16 protein-coding genes and 1 pseudogene are annotated in these 18,005 nt (G+C 71.9%); 5 read left to right on the forward strand and 12 right to left on the reverse strand.

The annotated features are described in order from the left end of the window. Positions 1-19 precede the first annotated feature (19 nt). Entirely contained in the window at positions 20-907 is an 888-nt protein-coding gene (locus tag E4N62_RS43020; RefSeq protein ID WP_230223595.1) for a universal stress protein, read from the forward strand. A gap of 75 nt (positions 908-982) precedes the next feature. On the opposite strand, the gene E4N62_RS49050 is transcribed toward E4N62_RS43020, so the two are convergent. The 4 genes from E4N62_RS49050 to E4N62_RS43040 all read right to left on the reverse strand — a co-directional run bounded on the left by E4N62_RS49050 (position 983) and on the right by E4N62_RS43040 (position 6,212). Beyond that, on the reverse strand, positions 983-1,639 hold the full coding sequence (locus E4N62_RS49050; RefSeq protein ID WP_230223597.1) for a TrkA family potassium uptake protein: 657 nt from the start codon (positions 1,637-1,639) through the stop codon (positions 983-985). After that, a complete protein-coding gene (locus E4N62_RS43030; protein ID WP_230223599.1) occupies positions 1,636-2,295 on the reverse strand; it encodes a TrkA family potassium uptake protein in 660 nt (219 codons plus the stop codon). Before E4N62_RS43030 ends, E4N62_RS49050 begins: the two co-directional genes overlap by 4 nt. Then, positions 2,292-5,102, reverse strand: a complete 2,811-nt coding sequence (locus E4N62_RS43035) for a cation-transporting P-type ATPase (RefSeq protein WP_230223601.1) — start codon at positions 5,100-5,102, stop codon at positions 2,292-2,294. Before E4N62_RS43035 ends, E4N62_RS43030 begins: the two co-directional genes overlap by 4 nt. A 237-nt stretch (positions 5,103-5,339) precedes the next feature. Beyond that, positions 5,340-6,212 (reverse strand): universal stress protein, encoded by an 873-nt coding sequence (locus E4N62_RS43040; RefSeq protein WP_230223767.1) that lies wholly within the window; start codon positions 6,210-6,212, stop codon positions 5,340-5,342. A gap of 414 nt (positions 6,213-6,626) precedes the next feature. On the opposite strand from E4N62_RS43040, the gene E4N62_RS43045 reads away from it, so the two are divergent. Beyond that, positions 6,627-7,598 (forward strand): CapA family protein, encoded by a 972-nt coding sequence (locus E4N62_RS43045; RefSeq protein ID WP_230223603.1) that lies wholly within the window; start codon positions 6,627-6,629, stop codon positions 7,596-7,598. Between the two features lie 139 nt (positions 7,599-7,737). Here E4N62_RS43045 and E4N62_RS49955 read toward each other — a convergent pair whose 3' ends face one another. Together E4N62_RS49955 and E4N62_RS43050 are read right to left on the reverse strand one after the other, a co-directional pair. Continuing rightward, on the reverse strand, positions 7,738-8,085 hold the full coding sequence (locus E4N62_RS49955) for a hypothetical protein (protein WP_374117239.1): 348 nt from the start codon (positions 8,083-8,085) through the stop codon (positions 7,738-7,740). After that, positions 8,069-8,842 (reverse strand): annotated as a pseudogene (locus tag E4N62_RS43050) (Stealth CR1 domain-containing protein); the annotation flags it as partial. The pseudogene E4N62_RS43050 and the gene E4N62_RS49955, both read right to left, overlap by 17 nt. Positions 8,843-8,872: 30 nt before the next feature. Here E4N62_RS43050 and E4N62_RS43055 point away from each other — a divergent pair. Next, the gene (locus tag E4N62_RS43055; RefSeq protein WP_230223605.1) at positions 8,873-9,091 is read left to right on the forward strand and encodes an isochorismatase family protein; all 219 of its coding nucleotides are present in this window, start codon (positions 8,873-8,875) and stop codon (positions 9,089-9,091) included. Positions 9,092-9,516: 425 nt separating this feature from the next. After that, positions 9,517-10,404 (forward strand): universal stress protein, encoded by an 888-nt coding sequence (locus E4N62_RS43060; protein WP_230223607.1) that lies wholly within the window; start codon positions 9,517-9,519, stop codon positions 10,402-10,404. 64 nt (positions 10,405-10,468) lie between these two features. Here E4N62_RS43060 and E4N62_RS43065 read toward each other — a convergent pair whose 3' ends face one another. The 6 genes from E4N62_RS43065 to E4N62_RS43090 form a co-directional block, all read right to left on the reverse strand. Then, entirely contained in the window at positions 10,469-11,494 is a 1,026-nt protein-coding gene (locus tag E4N62_RS43065) for a 6-phosphofructokinase (RefSeq protein WP_230223609.1), read from the reverse strand. Between the two features lie 248 nt (positions 11,495-11,742). Further along, positions 11,743-12,093, reverse strand: a complete 351-nt coding sequence (locus tag E4N62_RS43070; RefSeq protein WP_230223769.1) for a metalloregulator ArsR/SmtB family transcription factor — start codon at positions 12,091-12,093, stop codon at positions 11,743-11,745. A 333-nt stretch (positions 12,094-12,426) separates the two neighbouring features. Next, the gene (locus E4N62_RS43075) at positions 12,427-13,053 is read right to left on the reverse strand and encodes an ATP/GTP-binding protein (protein WP_230223611.1); all 627 of its coding nucleotides are present in this window, start codon (positions 13,051-13,053) and stop codon (positions 12,427-12,429) included. Continuing rightward, entirely contained in the window at positions 13,001-13,507 is a 507-nt protein-coding gene (locus E4N62_RS43080) for a DUF742 domain-containing protein (protein WP_230223613.1), read from the reverse strand. The genes E4N62_RS43075 and E4N62_RS43080 overlap by 53 nt, the downstream gene beginning before the upstream one ends. Positions 13,508-13,533: 26 nt before the next feature. Beyond that, complete coding sequence (locus E4N62_RS43085) at positions 13,534-14,010, reverse strand: roadblock/LC7 domain-containing protein (protein ID WP_184903287.1); 477 nt, start codon at positions 14,008-14,010, stop codon at positions 13,534-13,536. Next, the gene (locus tag E4N62_RS43090) at positions 13,991-16,450 is read right to left on the reverse strand and encodes an ATP-binding protein (protein ID WP_230223615.1); all 2,460 of its coding nucleotides are present in this window, start codon (positions 16,448-16,450) and stop codon (positions 13,991-13,993) included. Before E4N62_RS43090 ends, E4N62_RS43085 begins: the two co-directional genes overlap by 20 nt. A 427-nt stretch (positions 16,451-16,877) precedes the next feature. Here E4N62_RS43090 and E4N62_RS43095 point away from each other — a divergent pair, with 427 nt between their 5' ends. After that, positions 16,878-17,969, forward strand: a complete 1,092-nt coding sequence (locus tag E4N62_RS43095; RefSeq protein WP_230223617.1) for a substrate-binding domain-containing protein — start codon at positions 16,878-16,880, stop codon at positions 17,967-17,969. The last annotated feature ends 36 nt before the right edge of the window (positions 17,970-18,005 follow it).

Here is an 18,005-nt window from a genome sequence, read left to right on the forward strand (position 1 = left end):
ATCCGCAGGAGGACGCGTCGTGAGTGGACTCGTGGTCGTGGGCGTGGACGGTTCGGGGTCGAGTCTCGCGGCGGTGGAGGCCGCAGCGCGGGAGGCGCGGCTGCGCGGTGCGGGGCTGCGGGTGGTGCACGCCTTCGTCTGGCCCGCGATGCATGTGCCTCCGGGGCCGTCTCCGCTGGGTCCGCCGGAGGGCGGACTCCGGAACATGGTCGAACGCCTGGTGGCCGAGGCGGTGCGGTTCGCGCGAACCGTGGAGCCCGAGGTCGACGTCAGCCATGTCGTGGTCGCCGGGGAGCCGCTGACGGTGCTGGAGGCACAGTCACGTGCCGCGGAACTCGTGGTGGTGGGCTCCCGGGGCCTGGGTGGCTTCGTCGGGCTGCTGGTGGGTTCGACGGCGGTGCATCTGGCCGCGCACGCCCGGTGTCCGGTGCTGGTGGTGCGTCAACAGCGACACCACGACGGCCCGATCCTGCTGGGCGTCGACGCCTCGGCAGCCGGGGAGAGGGCCGTGGACTTCGCCTTCGCGGAAGCCACCCTGCGCAACGCGCCGCTGGTGGCGCTGCATGCCTGGACCACCTGGAACGCCCCGCTGCCCGCACCGCAGGACGCGTCGGCGCCGTACGCCAACCCGCCCGGTGCCCTGGCGGCGGAGGAGGAGCGTCTGCTGGCCGAGGCGCTGGCGGGGCACCGGGAGCGCTACCCGGGGGTCGACGTGGAGCGCAGGGTGGTGCACGGCAGGACACGGGAGGCGTTGATCGAGGCGAGCCGGTCCGCCCAGCTCATGGTGGTCGGTGCGCGCGGGCGTGGTGGTTTCGCCGGGCTGCTCCTGGGATCGGTCAGCCAGGTCCTCCTGCACCACGCGCACTGCCCGGTCGCGGTCGTGCGGGGAGCGGGGGAGCGCACCTGAGGGCACGATGCTCGCGGGCGCCGGGACCACGGTGGGTTCCGCGAACCGGGGGCGGACCGCCGGAAAGCGGTCCGGTCACTGGAATGCCGCACGGATCTCCTCCTCGGTCGCCGTGTGCGACACGAGAAGGAGTTCGTCACCGGGCAGGAGCCGGACCGCCGGGTCCGGTACGGTCGGCTGCCCGTCCCGGACGATGGTGGCGACGACCGTCCCCTCGGGCAGCCGCACGTCCCCGAGGGCCCGCCCCGCGGTCCTGGACCGCTCCGTGATGGCCGTCTCGATGACCTCGACGCCCGCCTTGCTGAGCCGGAGCAGGGCGACGGTGTCCGTGGCGCCGGTGGCCTCCTCGATCAGGGAGATCAGAGGGGTCGCGGCGGGGACGGCGACATCGACCCCCCAACGCCCGTCGAACAGCCAGGCGTTGTCGGCGTCGTTGACGCGGGCTGCCACGCGCGGCACCGAGAACTGACGCTTGGCCAGCAGACTGATCACGAGGTTGTCCTCGTCGTCGCCGGTGGTGGCGATGACCAGATCGGCGGTCAGCGCGCCGGCGTCCTCCAGCAGAGCCGGTTCGCAGGCGTCGCCCGCCACCAGCCGCACCGGGACGCGACCCCGCAGGTCGGCCACCCGGGCGTCGTCGTTGTCGATCAGCGTGACCTCGTTGCGGGCCGCGGAGAGCACCTGGGCGATCTGGGTGCCGAGCCGTCCCGCCCCGGCGATGAGCACGTTCACGTCCCCAGCTCCTTGTCGAGAAAACCGCGCAGTCTGCCGAGGGCGGTGGCGTCGACGGCGAAGGTGACCAGGTCGTCGGCCAGCGCGGTGGTGCTGTGGGCGGGAATGAGGGAGCGGCCCGCCCGGGTGACCTCGACCACGCGGATCTCGCCGTCGACGTCGAACTCCGTCAGCCGCCGTCCGACCAGGTAGCGGGGCACCTCGGAACGGATCAGCAGCGTCTCGCCGTTGCCGAAGCCGAGTTCCGGACTCAAGTGCCGGTGCAGCAGCATCCGGTGGATCTGATGCACGGTCCAGCGGACGCTGGCGATGGTCGGGATCCCGAGATCGCGGTAGATGTCGGCCCGCCGGGGGTCGTAGATGCGGGCGAGGACGACGGGCACCCGGTAGGTCTCCTTCGCCGTACGCGCGCTGACGATGTTGCTGTTGTCCCCCGAGGTCACGGCAACGAAAGCGTCCGCGTGCTCGATCCCGGCGGCCGACAGCACGGCCCGGCTGTATCCGTTGCCCTCGTGGAAGCGGATACGGGGACTGTCGGGCAGCCGCCGGGCCGCCTGAGGGCGCCGGTCGACCACGCGCACGTCGTGTCCTTCCCTGGCGAGCAGACCGGCGAGCATGGAGCCCACCCGTCCGCAGCCGATGACGATCACCTTCACCGTGGGGCTCCTTTCCGGCGGTCGGCGCGACCGCGCAGCCATGCCTTGCGCGCCTCGTCCGCGAGCAGGGGCAGGGTGCCGAGCGCCACCAGCACCGCCCAGTCGGCGGCGTCGAGCGGAGCGGTGTTGAAGACGGACTGCAGCGGGGGCAGGTAGCTGATCGCGGCCATGAGAGCGACACCGAAGCCACCCGCCGCGAGCAGGGCCGGATTGGACAGTGGTCCCACGGCCAGGAGGCTCTGGCGGTCGGTGCGGACCGCGAACGAGATGAAGAACTGGCTGATCACGATCCCGGCCTGGGCGAGTGTGACGGCCTCCCGGTAGACGGGGTTGTCCTCGGTGAGATCGTCGAACGGGATGCCCGAGGAACGGATGTGCCAGAAGAACACCGCGCACACGCAGAGGGCCTGGATGCCGCCCAGGAAGAGGATGCGTCCCACCACGGCGGCAGAGAACAGCGGTTCGCGCCGGGAGCGCGGCGGGCGGTCCATCACATCCGGTTCGGGCCGTTCCGCGCCCAGAGCCAGGGCCGGCATCACGTCGGACCCCAGGTCGATCGCGAGGATCTGCACCGCGCTGATGGGCACGAGCGGGAACCCGGCGAACGTCGCCACCAGGATCGGGCCGAGTTCGCCGATGTTGCTGCTGAAGACGTAGACGAGAAACTTCCGGATGTTCCTGTAGACCGCGCGGCCGAGCCGCACGGCGGCCGCGATGGAGGCGAACGAGTCGTCCAGCAGCACCATCGAGGCCGCCTCCCTGGCGACATCGGTGCCCGACACCCCCATCGCCACCCCGATGTCGGCGTGCTTGAGCGCGGGAGCGTCGTTCGCGCCGTCCCCGGTCACCGCGACCACCTCGCCCCGCCGCTGGAACGCGGTGACCACGCGCATCTTGTGCTCCGGGCTGACCCGGCACAGCAGCAGCTCGGAGGGCTCGGCGAGGAGCGTGTCGAGCGCGGCGTCGTCCAGGGAGTCGAGGCGGGCCCCCGTGACCACCACCGGATCGGGCCGGCGCACGATGCCCACCCGGCGTGCCACCGCCTCCCCGGTCAGGGGATGGTCGCCGGTGACCATGACGATCCGGATGCCCGCCCGGCGGCAGGCCGCGACCGCGTCGGTGACCTCCGGGCGCGGTGGGTCCATCATCCCGACCAGGCCGAGGAGGGTGAGCCCGGACTCGGCCTCCTCCTGAGCGGGAACGGGGACGGCCACCTCCCGCCGTGCGACGGCGAGTACCCGCAGCCCCTGCGACGCCAGCTCGTCCCCCGCCGTGACGACGGACGCCCGGTCCCGCGCCGTCAAAGGCCCGCGCCGCCCCTCCCACTCCACGTCGACGCAGCGCGCCAGCAGCTCCGCGGGAGCCCCCTTGACGCATGCCTGATACGACGCGCCGGCCCGGTGGACCGTGGTCATCAGCTTGCGGTCCGAGTCGAAGGGGAACTCCGTCACCCGGGGGGTCGCCCGCTCCTGCGCGCCGAGGTCCAGCCCGGCCTTGGCGGCCACGACGAGCAGGGCGCCCTCGGTCGTGTCACCGAGCACCCTCCAGTGCTCCCCGGGGCCCCCGGGCGGCACCAGTCTGGCATCGCAGCACAGGCCCGCCACCCGCAGCAGCTCGCGCACCCCCGCCGTGTCGGCGACCTCGCCGTGCGGCGCGTAACCCACTCCGGTCACCGGGAGCGCGGTACCGCCCGCCCACACCCGGGTGACGGTCATCTCCGCCTGGGTGAGCGTCCCGGTCTTGTCGGTGCAGACCACCGTGGTCGATCCGAGGGCCTCCACCGCCAGCAACCGTTTGATCAGCGCCCTGCGGCGCGCCATCCGCCGAACGCCGATCGCCAGGGAGACCGACAGCGTGGCGGGCAGTCCCTCCGGGACCAGCGCCACCATCACCCCGAGCGCGAACACGAACGAGGGCACCAGGGACTCGCCGGTGGGCAACCGCACGACGAACATCAGCGCACCGATCGCCAGCGCCGCCCCCGCCACTCGCCGCGCCATGACGGCCACTTCGCGCTGCAGAGGCGTTCGCTGCCGGGGCGCCGCCGCGGCCAGCCGATGGATGCGCCCGAACTCGGTTTCCGCGCCCGTGGCGAAGACCACCGCGCTCCCGGCCCCCGCGACGACATCGGTCCCCATGAACACGCAGTTGCGCGCTTCCAACGCGGGCCCGTCCGTCACCGCGTCCGCCGATCGCGCCACGGCGTTGCTCTCACCGGTCAAGGACGCGTTGTTCACCGCCAGTTCGTGCGCCTCGACCACCCGGCAGTCCGCCGACACGGCGTCCCCGGCCTCCAGCACCACGACGTCGCCCGGCACCAGCTCCCGGGCCGGCACCTCCAGGCGGACACCGTCGCGCAGCACCCGGCAGGTGTGCGGCACCATCGCTTCCAGGGCCTGTGCCGTACGCTCCGCCGAGTACTCCTGCGCGAAGCCGATGGCGGCGTTCAGCACCACGACGCCCAGGATCGCCACCGCCAGTTGCAGGGTGCCCGGATCACGCGGCTGCTGCAGGCCGTACGCCAGGAACGTGATCGCCGAGGCGACGAGCAGCACCACCGCGAACAGGTCGGTGAACTGCGCCCCCAACTGCCGCCAGACGCCGCGACGCCGGGCACGCGGCAGTTCGTTGGCCCCGTACTTTTGCAGTCTCTCGCCGACCTGCGCGGGGGTGAGGCCACGCCGTGACGTGCCGAGCGCGGTGAAGACACCGGCGGCGGTGATCTCGCGCACCCGCGACGGCTCGCTCGTGTCCACGGGTGCCGCCGCCCCCGCGCCGCCGGCCGACGAGGCCGTACCCGCGCGCATCACGCGGCCCCGGACGAGGCCGGGGGGACCGCCGTGGGCGCACCTGTCCGCATCGCGAGGAGGGCCGTGCGAGAGGCTTCTTGCATCACGCGCTCCCGGGAGTCGGCCGAACGTTCCGCCGGTCCACCGCCCGGAGGCGGCGGCGCGTTCTCATCCTGCTGCCGAGCCGGTCGGCACCACCAGGGCCGTCCGGGGCGGAGAGCGGACCCCGGTGGGCCCTGCCGTGCCTCCGGGGCCTCACACGGGGACGGTGATCACCGGGCACCGGGCGTGGTGCAGCACGCCCTGGCTCACCGACCCCAGGAGCATGCCCGCGAAGCCTCCGTGCCCACGGGTCCCCACCACCAGGCCCAGGGCGTGTGCCGAGGCTTCCGTCAGGACCTGCACCGGGTGCCCACGCACGACCTCGTGACGCAGGTCCACGTCCGGGTACGTCGCCGCGCGGCCCGCCGTCGCCTCGGACAGCAACCGGCGGCATTCCCGCGTCGCCGCCTCCTCGTCGAGCGTGCCGAGCAGGGGTGGATGCCACACGTACAGGGCGCGGAGGGCAGCCCCGCGCAGGGCCGCCTCCTCGAACGCGAGGTCCACCGCCGCGGCGGCGTGCGGGCTGCCGTCGACGCCCACCACGAGGTACGTGGGCTGCTGGGCGGTGTGCTCCGGTTCCGGGACGACGACGACCGGGCAGGGGGCATGGGCGATCAGCGGCAACGCCACCGAGGCGGAATCGAACAGTCCGCGCCGGGTGTTCAGATGCCAGGAACCCACCACGACCATCGATGCGTTCTGAGCCTCCTCGCGCAGGACCCACGCGGGTTCGCCGTCCGCGAGCGACGCCGACACCTCGACCGCCGGCCGCCGTGACTCCACGAGGGCCACCGCTTCTCCGAGCACCCGCTCACCCACGGACCGAAGCGCCTCGTCGCCCTGTTCCCACGACCGCCGCGCCTCGCCCGAACGGTAGCCGCCGTACAGCACGCCACGGACGTGGACGAGCCGCAGCGGCGAGCCCCTGCGAGCCGCCTCGTCGGCGGCCCAGACCAGGGCGAGCCGTTTCGAGGGGTCGGGATCCACTCCCACGACGACGGGCCTACGCCCGCCCGCACCGTCCATGACGCGCCTCCACGTGATCTCCACGTCGCTGACCGTCCGGCTCCTTCCAGCCTCACCCCTTCCGCCGAGTCCCGCCACGCCGCGCCCCGTAGGGGCCCTGGTCCGGTCGACCGAGGTCTCCAGAGGCCGGTCCGGCCGGGGGACCGTGCGGCAGGAACCCGTCAGTCGCTCCAGCGGCCCCGAAAGGGTCACGGGCGCCGCCGACGAGACGGGTTCCGGGCTTTCTCGGAGACCCGGCGGTGCCGCCCCGCATCGCCCCCCGGTGGACAGCACCGCGGGGGGCTGTTGCTCAGCCAGGCCTTTCGGCCCTCCCCCCGATCCGTCGCAGACGAGAGAATGCGGGAGACAACGTCGGCGCGGGCCGGGTTCGGCTCACGCCGTCCGCTCGGACGCGCCGCGGGAGGCACGAGGGCCATGGCCGTCACCATCGCGCTGGCCGGAGACACCATGCTGGGCCGCGGGGTCGCCGAGAGACTGGCTCACCGCCATCCGCGCCCGCTCTTCACACCGGCGGTGCACAGGGCGGTCGCCGACGCGGACCTGTTCCTGCTCAACCTCGAGTGCTGTGTCTCGGACCGGGGCGCCCCCGTGAACCTGTCGGGCAAGGCATTCTTCTTCCGCGCTCCACCCCGCGCGGCCGACGTCCTGGCCGGCCTTGGCGTGGACGCGGTGTCCCTGGCCAACAACCACGCCCTCGACTTCGGCCCCGAGGCCCTCCTCGACACCCGCGATCTCCTGGGGCGGGCGGGCATCCGCGTGATCGGGGCCGGAGCGACGGCCCGTGAGGCCCGTGCCCCGCTGATCACGGAGAGGGGTGGGCTGCGTCTCGGCCTCCTCGCGGCCACCGACCACCCCGCCGAGTACGCGGCGGACACCGACCGGGCCGGTGTGGCCTACGCCGATCTGTGGAGCCAGGAGGTGCCCGACTGGCTCGTCGACGCCGTCCGCACCCTCTCCGACGACGCGGACCTGGTCCTGGTCAGCGTGCACTGGGGACCGAACATGACCACCCGCCCCGTTCCGCACGTACGCCGCGCGGCCGCCGCTCTGACCGCCGCCGGAGCCGACCTCGTCATCGGCCACTCCGCGCATGTCTTCCACGGCTTCACCCGCGAGGTCCTGTTCGACCTCGGGGACTTCATCGACGACTACGCCGTGCACGCGGACCTCCGCAACGACCTGGGCCTGCTGTGGCTCGTCACCCTCGACGCGAGCGGTGTACGGCGCACCGAGGCCGTTCCGATCGCCCTCGACTGTTGTCACACCCGCCTCGCCGACGAGGCCGAACGTGTCCGGACAGCCGACCGGCTCACGCGTGTCTGTGCCGAGTTGGGCACTCGGGTCGGCACACAGGGCGATCGTCTCGTCGTCCTCTGGCCACGGTAGGCGGGGCACGCGGCCGACCCCGCCCCCCACTCGTGGCGCCGCCCCCTCGGCTGACCTTCCGCCAGCCCCGATGGCGGCACCGAGCCGTGTCGATGTGCACGATCACCCCCGCGTTCCACGTGCCTGATCGGCGGCATCCTCATGCCCCACTGGCCGCCCATTCGGTGGCGAGTAGGGCGGCCCCGTCGCTCTCGAAAGACCCCGGAACGGGGAGATACGCCCGCAGGAAGTCGGTGAGCAGGGCCTGTTGGGCGGTGAGTTCGTCCTCGCCGGAGATCGTGTCGTTGAGGCAGAAGACCTGCCTGTCGCGGGTGAGCCAGCAGGGAGGCGAGGCGAGTGCCCAGTGCGGGGTGGGTGACGTCGAGGTAGGCGTAGCGGAGGTGGCCGGGGACGGCCCGGGCGGTGTGGAAGGCGTAGTAGTGGTGGAGCGAGGAGGCGATGGACAGGTCGTCCGGACTGCGGAAGCGGTGCGACGCGGTGGCGTGATGCCGGTCCGCGAACCTCGCCTCGATCTCGTACAGGACGCTGCGCCTGAGCGCGTGCGGGATGTGCTTCATCTTGTGGCCGATGACCGTGCCGAAGGCGGCCTCGATGAGGGCACGGTTGTTCTTGCCGACGGCCGTCACGGGTACGTCGTCCGCGGTCGTGTCCCCCGGGGGGATGAGCGCCTTGGACGGGAAGAACTTCGTCAGCCCGTTCGCGAGGAAGAAGTCCTGGGGAACGACCGGGCGTCCGAGGAACACGTCGTCGTTGAAGTACAGGAAGTGCTCGGACAGGCCTTCGATGTGGTGCAGTTGGCTCTCAACGGCGTGCGAGTTGAACGTCGGCAGCTTGGGGAGGGCGTCGAAGATCTCCTTGTGGCTGACGACATGCAGGCCGGGCGTGTGGGTGCGCAGCCAGGCCGGGATCTGGTCGTCGGTGACCAGGTGGACGGTGCGCACCCAGGGGGCGTACTGGTTCAATGACCTCAGTGAGTACCGCAGTTCGTCCCGGCTCAGGTAGCGCGCCGCGTTCGCGGCCTCCTCGTGGTAGGTCCCTCCCGCGCAGGAGGCGCGGCGTCGCAGCCATTCGGGGTCGTTCCCGTCCACCCACGTGTACACGACGTCGACGGGGAACCGGATGTCCTCGACACCGGGCCGGGCGAACTCCGCGCGGGTACGCACCCGGGGCAGGGCGCGGTCGTGGGGGACGAGCCAGGTGAACCGGGCCTCGGGTACGTACACCGGGAGGCCGGCAGGCGCCACCCGCTCGGGCGTACGGTTGGGCCGCGGCGCATGTGTGTCGGCGCCACCGCCCGTGACGCCGTCGACCTCGGCTACCGGCCCACGATCGCGGCCTCCGCGACCGCGACCCGTGACCTGACCGGAGCGGGCGGCGGCCCGGTGACGGCCGCGGCACTCCAGGCGGCCTCCCTCGCCGCTGCCGCCGACCTCTTCGCCGTCGTCGTCGGGCAGCCGGACGACATCACCGGCCGGCACGCCCCGGAGCACTGACCGCTCTACGCGAGGGGGAACAGCCGCAGCGCCGCCAGGTGCGCGGACTTCGGCGGACGCCGTACGCGTCGGCGTCATGGGCGCGACACCGCGTCAGCACCCCCAGGGTGCCGGCGACCGCGTTGCGGCCGCCCTCGACGGCGAGTTCGACCAGGAGTCGAGCTGCGCCGCGTGACCGTGAGCAGTGCCCGTCGACGCCCTGTTTTCTCGGGCCCACCCTCCACCATGTCGTGCCGCGTGATCGTCCGACACGGCCCCACAGGCCCTTCGCCAGCGACTGAACGGCCTTCCCGCGCAATTCGCCGGACCGGCGGTCTCCTCGTCGCCCACCAGGACCCGCGGGTGCTTGTCTGGAACAGTGGAAGAGCGGCGGAGACGATGCGGGACGGATCCGCGCGCCGCCGCCGCGGGCGAAGGAGGAAGCGATGAACCGCCCTGTCCTGGCGGGTGTCGATGGATCCGAGCGCGGTATGGCCGCGGTCGACTGGGCCGCGCGGGAGGCCGTCCTGCGCGGCCTGCCCCTCCGTCTCGTACAGGCATCTCCGTCGCTTCCGGACGAGGTCGTTCCGGACGCGGCCGCGGAGATGCTGCACCGCGTGGGTGAACGGGTGCTCCAGCGGACCGTCGCCGATCTCGGTGCCCGCTGCCCGGACCTCCAGGTGCGGGGTGAGCAGACCGCCGAGGCACCGGCTGCGGCGCTTCTCGCGGCGGCGCGCGACGCAGCGCTCCTCGTGGTCGGAACGAGGGGGGCGGGCGGCTTCGACGGCCTCGCGGTCGGATCGGTGGCGCTTCGCGCGGCCGCGGCGGCCGTCTGCCCCGTCGTGCTGGTGCCTCCCCGACCGGTCGGGGGCTTCGAGGCCGGGGAGGGCGCGGGGAGCGCCGCCGAGGTCGTGGTGGGTTTCGACTCCCGTCGTCCGGTCGGCGAGGTGGCGGACTTCGCGTTCACGTCCGCCGAGGGCCGGGAGGCTCCGCTGCACGTGGTGAAGGCGTGGGCTCTCCCGGCCGAGGCCGTCTCTCCACAGAGGCTGTTCGTGACCGAGGAGGACCGTGCCACCTGGGAGGACCAGGAGGTCTTTCGGGTGGCCGACGGCCTGCGGCCGTGGCGGGACAAGTACCCGGGCGTGACCGTCCGCACCGATGTCGTCCTGCTCCATCCGGCGCAGGCGTTGCTCAACGCCTCCCGCCGGTCGGACCTGCTGGTCGTGGGCCGTCGTACCGACCCGGGGGCGGTCGAGGGTCGGCTGGGGCCGGTCACCCACGCGGTACTGCACCACACCCACTGCCCGGTCGTGGTCGTACCGCACGCGGGGTGACGGCGGAGCGGATCGCGCGCGGGCGGCGCGGTGGTGGATCAGCTGCCGGAGGCGGGGCGCCCGATCACCCGAAGAACACCTCGAACTCCTCGTACAACGACGGATCGACCAGCTTCGTCCCCTTCCTGGTGTCGTCGAGGGGGACACGCACGATCTCGGTTCCGCGCAGTGCCGTCATCGTGCCGAAGTCGCCGTCCTTGACCGCGTCGACGGCCTGCAGCCCGAAACGTGTGGCGAGCCAGCGGTCGAAGGCGCTCGGGGTGCCTCCCCGCTGGATGTGGCCGAGGACGGTGGTACGCGCCTCGGTCGCCGTGCGTGCCTCGATCTCCTGGGCGAGCCACTCGCCGATGCCGGACAGCCGTACATGACCGTACTCGTCCAGTGAGCGGTCCTTGAGGACCATCTGTCCTTCCTTGGGCATGGCTCCTTCGGCCGCGACGACGATCGGCGCGTAGTTGATCTTGAAGCGGTTCTTCACCCACTCGCACACCTGATCGATGTCGAACGGCCGCTCCGGGACGAGGATGGCGTTGGCGCCGCCCGCCACGCCGGCGTGCAGGGCGATCCAGCCGGAGTGCCTCCCCATCACCTCCACCACAAGTGTGCGCATGTGCGATTCGGCGGTGGTGTGCAGACGGTCGATGGCCTCCGTCGCGATGCCGACCGCCGTGTCGAATCCGAAGGTGTAGTCGGTGCCGGACACGTCGTTGTCGATGGTCTTCGGCACGCCGACGAGGTTGACGCCGTGGCGGCTCAGCTCCGTGGCCGCGCCGAGGGTGTCCTCGCCGCCGATGACGACGAGCGCGTCTATCCGGTGCTCCGCGAGGGTGTCCTGGATGCGCCGGGCCCCGTCCTCGTGCTTGAACGGGTTGGTGCGCGACGAACCCAGGATGGTGCCCCCGCGGGGGAGGATCCCGCGTACGTCGGAGACCTCCAGCGGTACGACGTCGCCCTGAAGAGCACCGCGCCAGCCGTCCCGCAGGCCGACGAAGTCGAAAGCGTACTCCTGAACACCTTTGCGTACGACGCTGCGGATCACGGCGTTGAGTCCGGGGCAGTCGCCGCCACCGGTCAACACTCCGACCTTCATGGCGTCCTCCCTGCTTCTCGCACACGCCGACGCCGCCCGTGGGACGGCTGCCGGCCCTGGCATTCGTTGCGGTGCGGCCCGGCCGTACCCGACTCGGTGACGGCGCCGAGGGCTGCGGCCCACCTCCGCGGACGCGACTTCCGACAGTCGTGTGACTCCCTTCCAGCATGGGTGACGACCGCCCCGTCGGCGACCCGCCCGGGGCCTTGTCACGGGGGGCGCCGAGTTCAGCCCGGTGGGCCCACGCCTCAGGACGGGGCCTGCGTGTGAGGCGAGGCGGCCCGCAGGTCGGCGAGGAGTTCGGCCTGGCCGGCCAGCACGCCGGACAGGATCGTGCGGGCGACCCGAAGCAGTTCGGCGATGTGCGGGCTGGTCAGCGAGTAGTGCACGGTCGAGCCCTCCTTGCGTGTCACCACCAGGTTCGCTCGACGCAGCACGGCGAGTTGCTGCGACAGGTGCGCCGGCTCGATGCCCACCTCCGGCAGCATCTCCGCCACGGCGTGCTCGCGGTCGCTCAGCAGCTCCAGTACCCGGATGCGCGCGGGGTGACCGAGGGTCTTGAAGAACTCGGCCTTCAGTTGGTACAGCGGGGTCGTCACGGTGAAGTACCCTCCCCGGTGGCGCGGTACGACCGTGTCGGCCGTTCCGTGGCGCAGTACTTCCACCCACTTGTCACACACATGTGGTCCATCCTCGCCTGTGGGGGCGCCGACACCGAATCGCGCGGCAGAAGGGAACCGCCGGCGATCGCATCGCCGGCCCGGGCGGGTGTGGTCCGGCGGACGCAACGCTCTCGGCCGGCACGAGGCACCGCCGGGCGCAGATGCCCGAGAACCGCGGCGCGCCCGCCCAGGTGACGCACTGCCCCACGGTGGTGTGGACGCCGTCAGCGCCCACGACGATGTCGGCGGCCGTCCGGGGCCGTCGGTGGCTCACCTCGCCGCGGCTGATTCGGCGCGGGAGAGGGCGACGTCGAGTACGACGAGGAGGGCGTCTCGGACGGAGCCGGTCCTGCGCGCGTCGAAGACCGTCAGGGGGACGTGCTCGGCGATGTCCAGGGCCCACCTCACTTCGTCCAGGCCGTGCTCGATCTCCCCGTCGAAGGCGTTGACGGCGACGGCGAAGGGGATACCCCTGTGCTCGAAGTAGTCGACGGCGGCATAACAGTCGTCGAGGCGGCGGGTGTCGACGATGACCAGGGCACCGAGAGCGCCGTCGACGATGTCGTCCCACATGAAGCCGAAGCGGTCCTGGCCCGGTGTGCCGAACAGGTACAGCTTCAGGGTCGGGTCGATGGTGATGCAGCCGAAGTCCATGGCGACGGTGGTGGTGGTCTTGTCGGGTGTGTGGGTGAGGTCGTCGACCCCCGCCGCGACCTCGGTGATGGCGGCCTCCGTGGTGAGGGGCCGTATCTCGGAGATCGACCCCACGGTGGTGGTCTTGCCGACCCCGAAGCCGCCGGCGATGACCAGCTTGACCGGCAGCGGCGGCGTGGGCCGCGGCTGTTCAGCCGCTGTCGCGGAGTGTGCCCCGTGAGTCGGGAACGGCACGGAGACCATTGATGACCCTTCGCAGTACGGAGATGTCCTGGGCGATCCTGGCGTGCGGCACGTGGACCGCCAGGTGGCCCGCGGCGCAGAGATCTTCGGCTAGCACCCGGACCACGTTGAGGTGCAGCCGCAGGCGGGCGGCCAGTTCCGCGACCGACTGCGGCCGTCGGCACGCGGCGACGATGTCGTGGCGTTCGAAGGCGAGCGCGCCGAGCACGGAGAGTCCGGCGGACGTCGACACGATCTGGGTCTCGATCGGGAGGGGTGCCGCTGTGTCCGCTCCCGAGACCCGGCCGGCGGTCAGCAGGAACGGCCGGACCGCGGGGGCGCGGCCGACCGGTTCGGGCCCGTCGACGGGGTCCCGCCCGTCGATGCGTCCCGGCGGGCCGCTCCGGGCGTCTTCTGCTGTCCCGTGTGGTTCCCGTCCACCTGTCCCGTGTGGTTCCCGCCCACCGACGGCCATGGCGACCTCCTGCCTCGCGGAGCGGTTCAGCCGGCTGCCGCGGAGCCGACGTTGTTCTTCAGCTCCATCACCAGTTGGGGGGTGAGCGCGGCACCGGCGCGGTTGGCGAAGAGGGTCATCTCGTAGGCGATGTTGCCGAGTTTCGCCTCCTTGGAGGCGACGACACCGAGCACGGCGCCGTTGCCGATGGCGGAGACGAGGACGTGGCCGCCTTCCAGGTCGATGATGACCTTGTTGAGGCCGCCCAGCGCGTAGTTGCCGGAGACCCCCGCGGCCAGGCTGGTGATGCCGGACACGATCGCGGCGAGCCGTTCGGAGTCGGCCCTGTCGCGCAGTTGGGAGACAGCGATCAGCAGCCCGTCGGAGGACACGGCGATGGCGTCGACGACGCCGGCGGTCTCCGTGGCGAAGCGGTCCAGCAGCCAGGTGAAGTCGGCCGCCGCGGTGCGCAGGTCAGTGGCCTTCGGCGGTTCTGAGGTGCTGTCATCTGTCGACGTGGTCACTGCCCGTCTCCTTCTGGCCTTCTGTGTTTTCCGGTGTCGCGGTGGTGCCGGGTGTGTGCGGGGGTGCGGCGCTGTCCTGTTCGGCTCGGCGTACGGCGTCCTCGAACTCGTCCAGCTCGGCACGGACGGCGTCGGCGTCGGCGGGCCGGCGGGCCGCCGCACTGGTCCGCTCGGTGGGGAGGGTGGCCGCGGCGAGGGTCGCGCCGCGAACACGGCGCCGTAGCGGGCGGGTTGTCGCGGCCGGGGGAGCGTCGCCGGAGGTGTCGGCCGCTTCCGTGCGTGAGCGGGGAGGAATGCGTCGAGGCAGGTCATGCTGCGAAGACCTGACGATCGGCCGCCGTTCGGGAGCGGTGCTGGTGGCGGGTACCGCCGCGACCGCTTTCCGCTCGGCCCGCGGTTCGGCCGCCGTCGTGGACATCGCCATGGCCTCCGTCGTGCCGACGGGAGCCGGTGCGACGTCCAGCGGGCTCGTCGCCAGCAGAACAGTGGGCGGGATCCAGACGGTGCTGGTGACACCGCCGCCCGGTGTCCGGCTCAGGGTCACCCGGAGCCCCAGGCGGCGGGCGAGGCTGCCCACCACGAAGAGGCCGAGCACCTTGGTCGGAACCAGATCGAGGCGTTCACGGCGGACGAGGCGGGCGTTCTCCTCGGCGAGGCGTTCCGCGCTCATCCCGAGGCCGTGGTCGATGACCTCGATCAGTGCCCCGCCGTCCTGGGTGACGTCGGTGCCGGGTCGGACCACCACCTCGACGGGGGTGTCGGACGGGGAGAAGGCGACAGCGTTCTCCATCAGTTCGGCGAGCAGCAGCGTCAGGTCGGCGATGAGGTCGGGCCCCACCGTGACGTCCGTCTCCGAGCGCAGGGACACCCGCCGGTACCCCTCGATACGGCCGAGGCCGGAGCGTATGGCGTCGGCCAGGGTGGTCGGCCGGGCCTCGACGTCCGCCTCCCGGATCCCGGCGAGCAGCATCAGGCTGTCGGCGTTGCGCTGGAGGCGTACGGCGATGTGGTCGATGCGGTAGAGCCGGTCGAGGAGGTCGGGGTCGGTCTCCTCGCGTTCGACGGCATCGATCAGCAGCAGTTGACGTGTGGTCAGATTGCTGACCCTGCGCCCGACGTTGCCGAACATCTCGGCGATGTTGCGGCGGCTGAGCACCTGCCGTTCCAGCAGCGCGGCGGCGGTGACCTGCACCTGGTTGAACGCCTCCGCCAGCTGGCCTATCTCGTCGCGCACCGGGACCTGTATCGCCCGAGGGCTGAACGGGGTGCTCTCTGCCAGTTCGTCGTCCGCGACCCGGGCGAGCTCCTCGTCGGCGGCCTCCACCACTTCCTGGGCCGCTCCGGTCAGGGCGGTGAGGGGACGGATGACCGAACGCCGTACCAGGACGCAGAACGCCAGCCACGCGGCGAAGCCGAGCAGTGCCGCACCGAGCATGAGCCACGCCTTGTTCCGGGCGCTCGCGGCGGCGGAGTCGGCCCGTGCGGCGGTCTGCTCGATCAGTGTCCGGGTGATGCCGAGGCGGGTCTCGGCCTGCCGTTCGCCGGTGGCGATCTTCTCGCGCAGTTCCCGCGTGGTCTGTGTCTGCAGGGCGCTCGGATCGATCTGGAGTTCCGCGAACTGGGAGGTGAGGTCGTTCTGTTCGGCACTGCGCTCGATGCCGGCCATGCTCAGGACCTGCGCCGGCGCGGCGATCCGGCTGAAGCGGTCCGCCTGGTGGGTGTACAGCTCGTGGGCACCGGCCGCGCGGGTGTACTCGGTGAGGGCGTTCGCGTCGGGTGTCTGGGCGGAGAACACCGCGCTCTCGAACGCCGCGTGGGCGGCGTCGGCGCGCAGGATCGCGTCCAGCAGATTGGTGACCGGGGACGTCGAGGTGGTGGAGAAGCGGTCGAGTCCGATGCCGTCGATCAGGTATCCGACGGCGGCGGCGTAGGCGGGGTCGATGTTGGCGGCGGGCACGTAGTCCCGGCCGAGCTTCTCGCGCAGGACGTCCAGGCCGGTGATGTATTCGAGGGCCTGCTTCTCCTCGTGGGGCAGGCTCGACCCGAACGCGGTCCGTACGGAGGCGACTTGGGCGTCCGTGGCCTGCTGCGCCTCGCGGTAGGCGGTGGTGGACGGCCGGGCGGCCCCGGGTCCGGTCGCCTCGTACTGCACGGACAGCAGCAGTGCCAGCCGGTGTTCGGCCTGTACGTCGTTGATGAGGGTGGCGACCTGTTCGCTGTCGCGGACGAGTTCGGCGACCCGGTCGGCGTCGCGGGCCTGCTCCACCTGGTCGGCGACGCCGAGGGCGAGCAGCGCGCCGACGACGGCGATGGGCGCGACGACGAGGACGTTGAGTTTCCGCCGAAACGGCCACCGGACGAGAAACGCTCCCGCCTTCCTGCGCAACGGAGGAGTCGGGTCCCGGCGTCCGGGCGGCGGCTCCACTGCGTTCGCGGGCACGCTGGCCTCCTTCGGTGTTCGGGTGGGTGACGTCCGCGGTGTGCGGCCGGAGGACCGGCGACACCGGGCCGGAGTCCGACGCTCGCACGGTGTCGCCGGGCTCGAGCGATCGGGCAGGTGGCATGAACGACGGGATCACGTCATGTGTCCGGATCCGGTCGGTCGGAGACTATCGTCTGAGTGATCGCCGTGAGCCTGTGTGTAATCAAGAATTGATTACGAATTGTTCGGTCGTGCCTACTGAGCGGTATCGCCGCCGCGGAGGGACTGGTGGGCAACCCTGCTACATTCCCACCGCGACGGCCGTCTGCCGGATCGTTCTCCTCCCCCCACGCCCTTCGTGCCCCCGTGCTCCCGTGCCCAGTTGAGGAGACTCCCTGTGCTTCCCACCCGCAAAGCGACTGCGGCAGTCGTGACGTTCCTGGTCATGGCCGCTGCCGCCGGCTGTGACAGCGGCTCGACCACCGAAGCGGCCACCGTCGGTGCGCGGGAGCCGGGTTGCCCGGCCGTCCTCGCCGAGGCACGGCAGGCCGTCAAGGCCGCCGAGGACATCAACGCCCCCTGGAGTGGCCCCACCAGAGGACCCGACGCCGTCCCCGGCAAGACCATCGCCTATGTCGCCCAGACCATGACCAACCCCGGTGTCTCCGGCGTTGCCAAGGGCGTCCAGGAAGCGGCCGAGGTCATCGGCTGGGACGTCCGCACCTTCGACGGGGAGGGCACACCCGCCGGGATCAAGAGCGCCTTCGCCGAGGCGCTCGCTCTCAAGCCCTCCGGCATCGTCATCGGCGGATTCGACCCCGCCGCGGCGGCCGGTCAGGCGGAACGGGCGAGCGCGGCGGGCATCCCGCTCATCGGCTGGCACGCCACGTCGGCCCCCGGCCCCAGCACGGACCCGGAGCTCTTCACCAACGTCACCACCAGGGTGGAGGAGGTCGCGGAGATCAGCGCCGACTGGATCATCGCCCGCTCGGAGGGCCACGCCGGCGTGGTGCTGTTCACCGACGCGTCCATACCGTTCGCGAAGCGAAAGTCCGATCTGATCAGGAAGAGACTCGCCGCCTGCTCCGACGTGGAACTGCTGAGCCTTAAGGACATCTCCATCCCGGAGGCCAACACGCGCACCGTCGACGAGGTCGCCTCCCTGCAGTCCCGCTTCGGCGACAGATGGACCTACTCCGCCGCCATCAACGACCTCTACTTCGACCACGCGGCACCGGCACTGCGCGCCGCCGGTCACAAGGGAGACGGTGCCCCGTTCAACATCGGTGCCGGTGACGGTGACCCGTCGGCCTTCGAGCGGATCAACGGCAAGCGGTACCAGGCCGCCACCGTCCCCGAACCCCTGTCCGAACAGGGCTGGCAGATCGTCGACGAGTTCAACCGCGCCTTCGCGGGCGAGCCGGCCAGCGGCTATGTCGCCCCCGTCCACATCACCACCGCGGACAACAGCGGCGGCGCCCTGTCCTGGGACTCGGAGGGCTACCGCCAGGCCTACCGCAAGATCTGGGACAGATGAGCCGACGGCGCGGCCCGGCCGGCGGCAACCTCGGCC

It is taken from the genome of Streptomyces sp. MNU76 (assembly GCF_020982545.1).
In the GTDB taxonomy this organism is placed as follows: domain Bacteria; phylum Actinomycetota; class Actinomycetes; order Streptomycetales; family Streptomycetaceae; genus Streptomyces.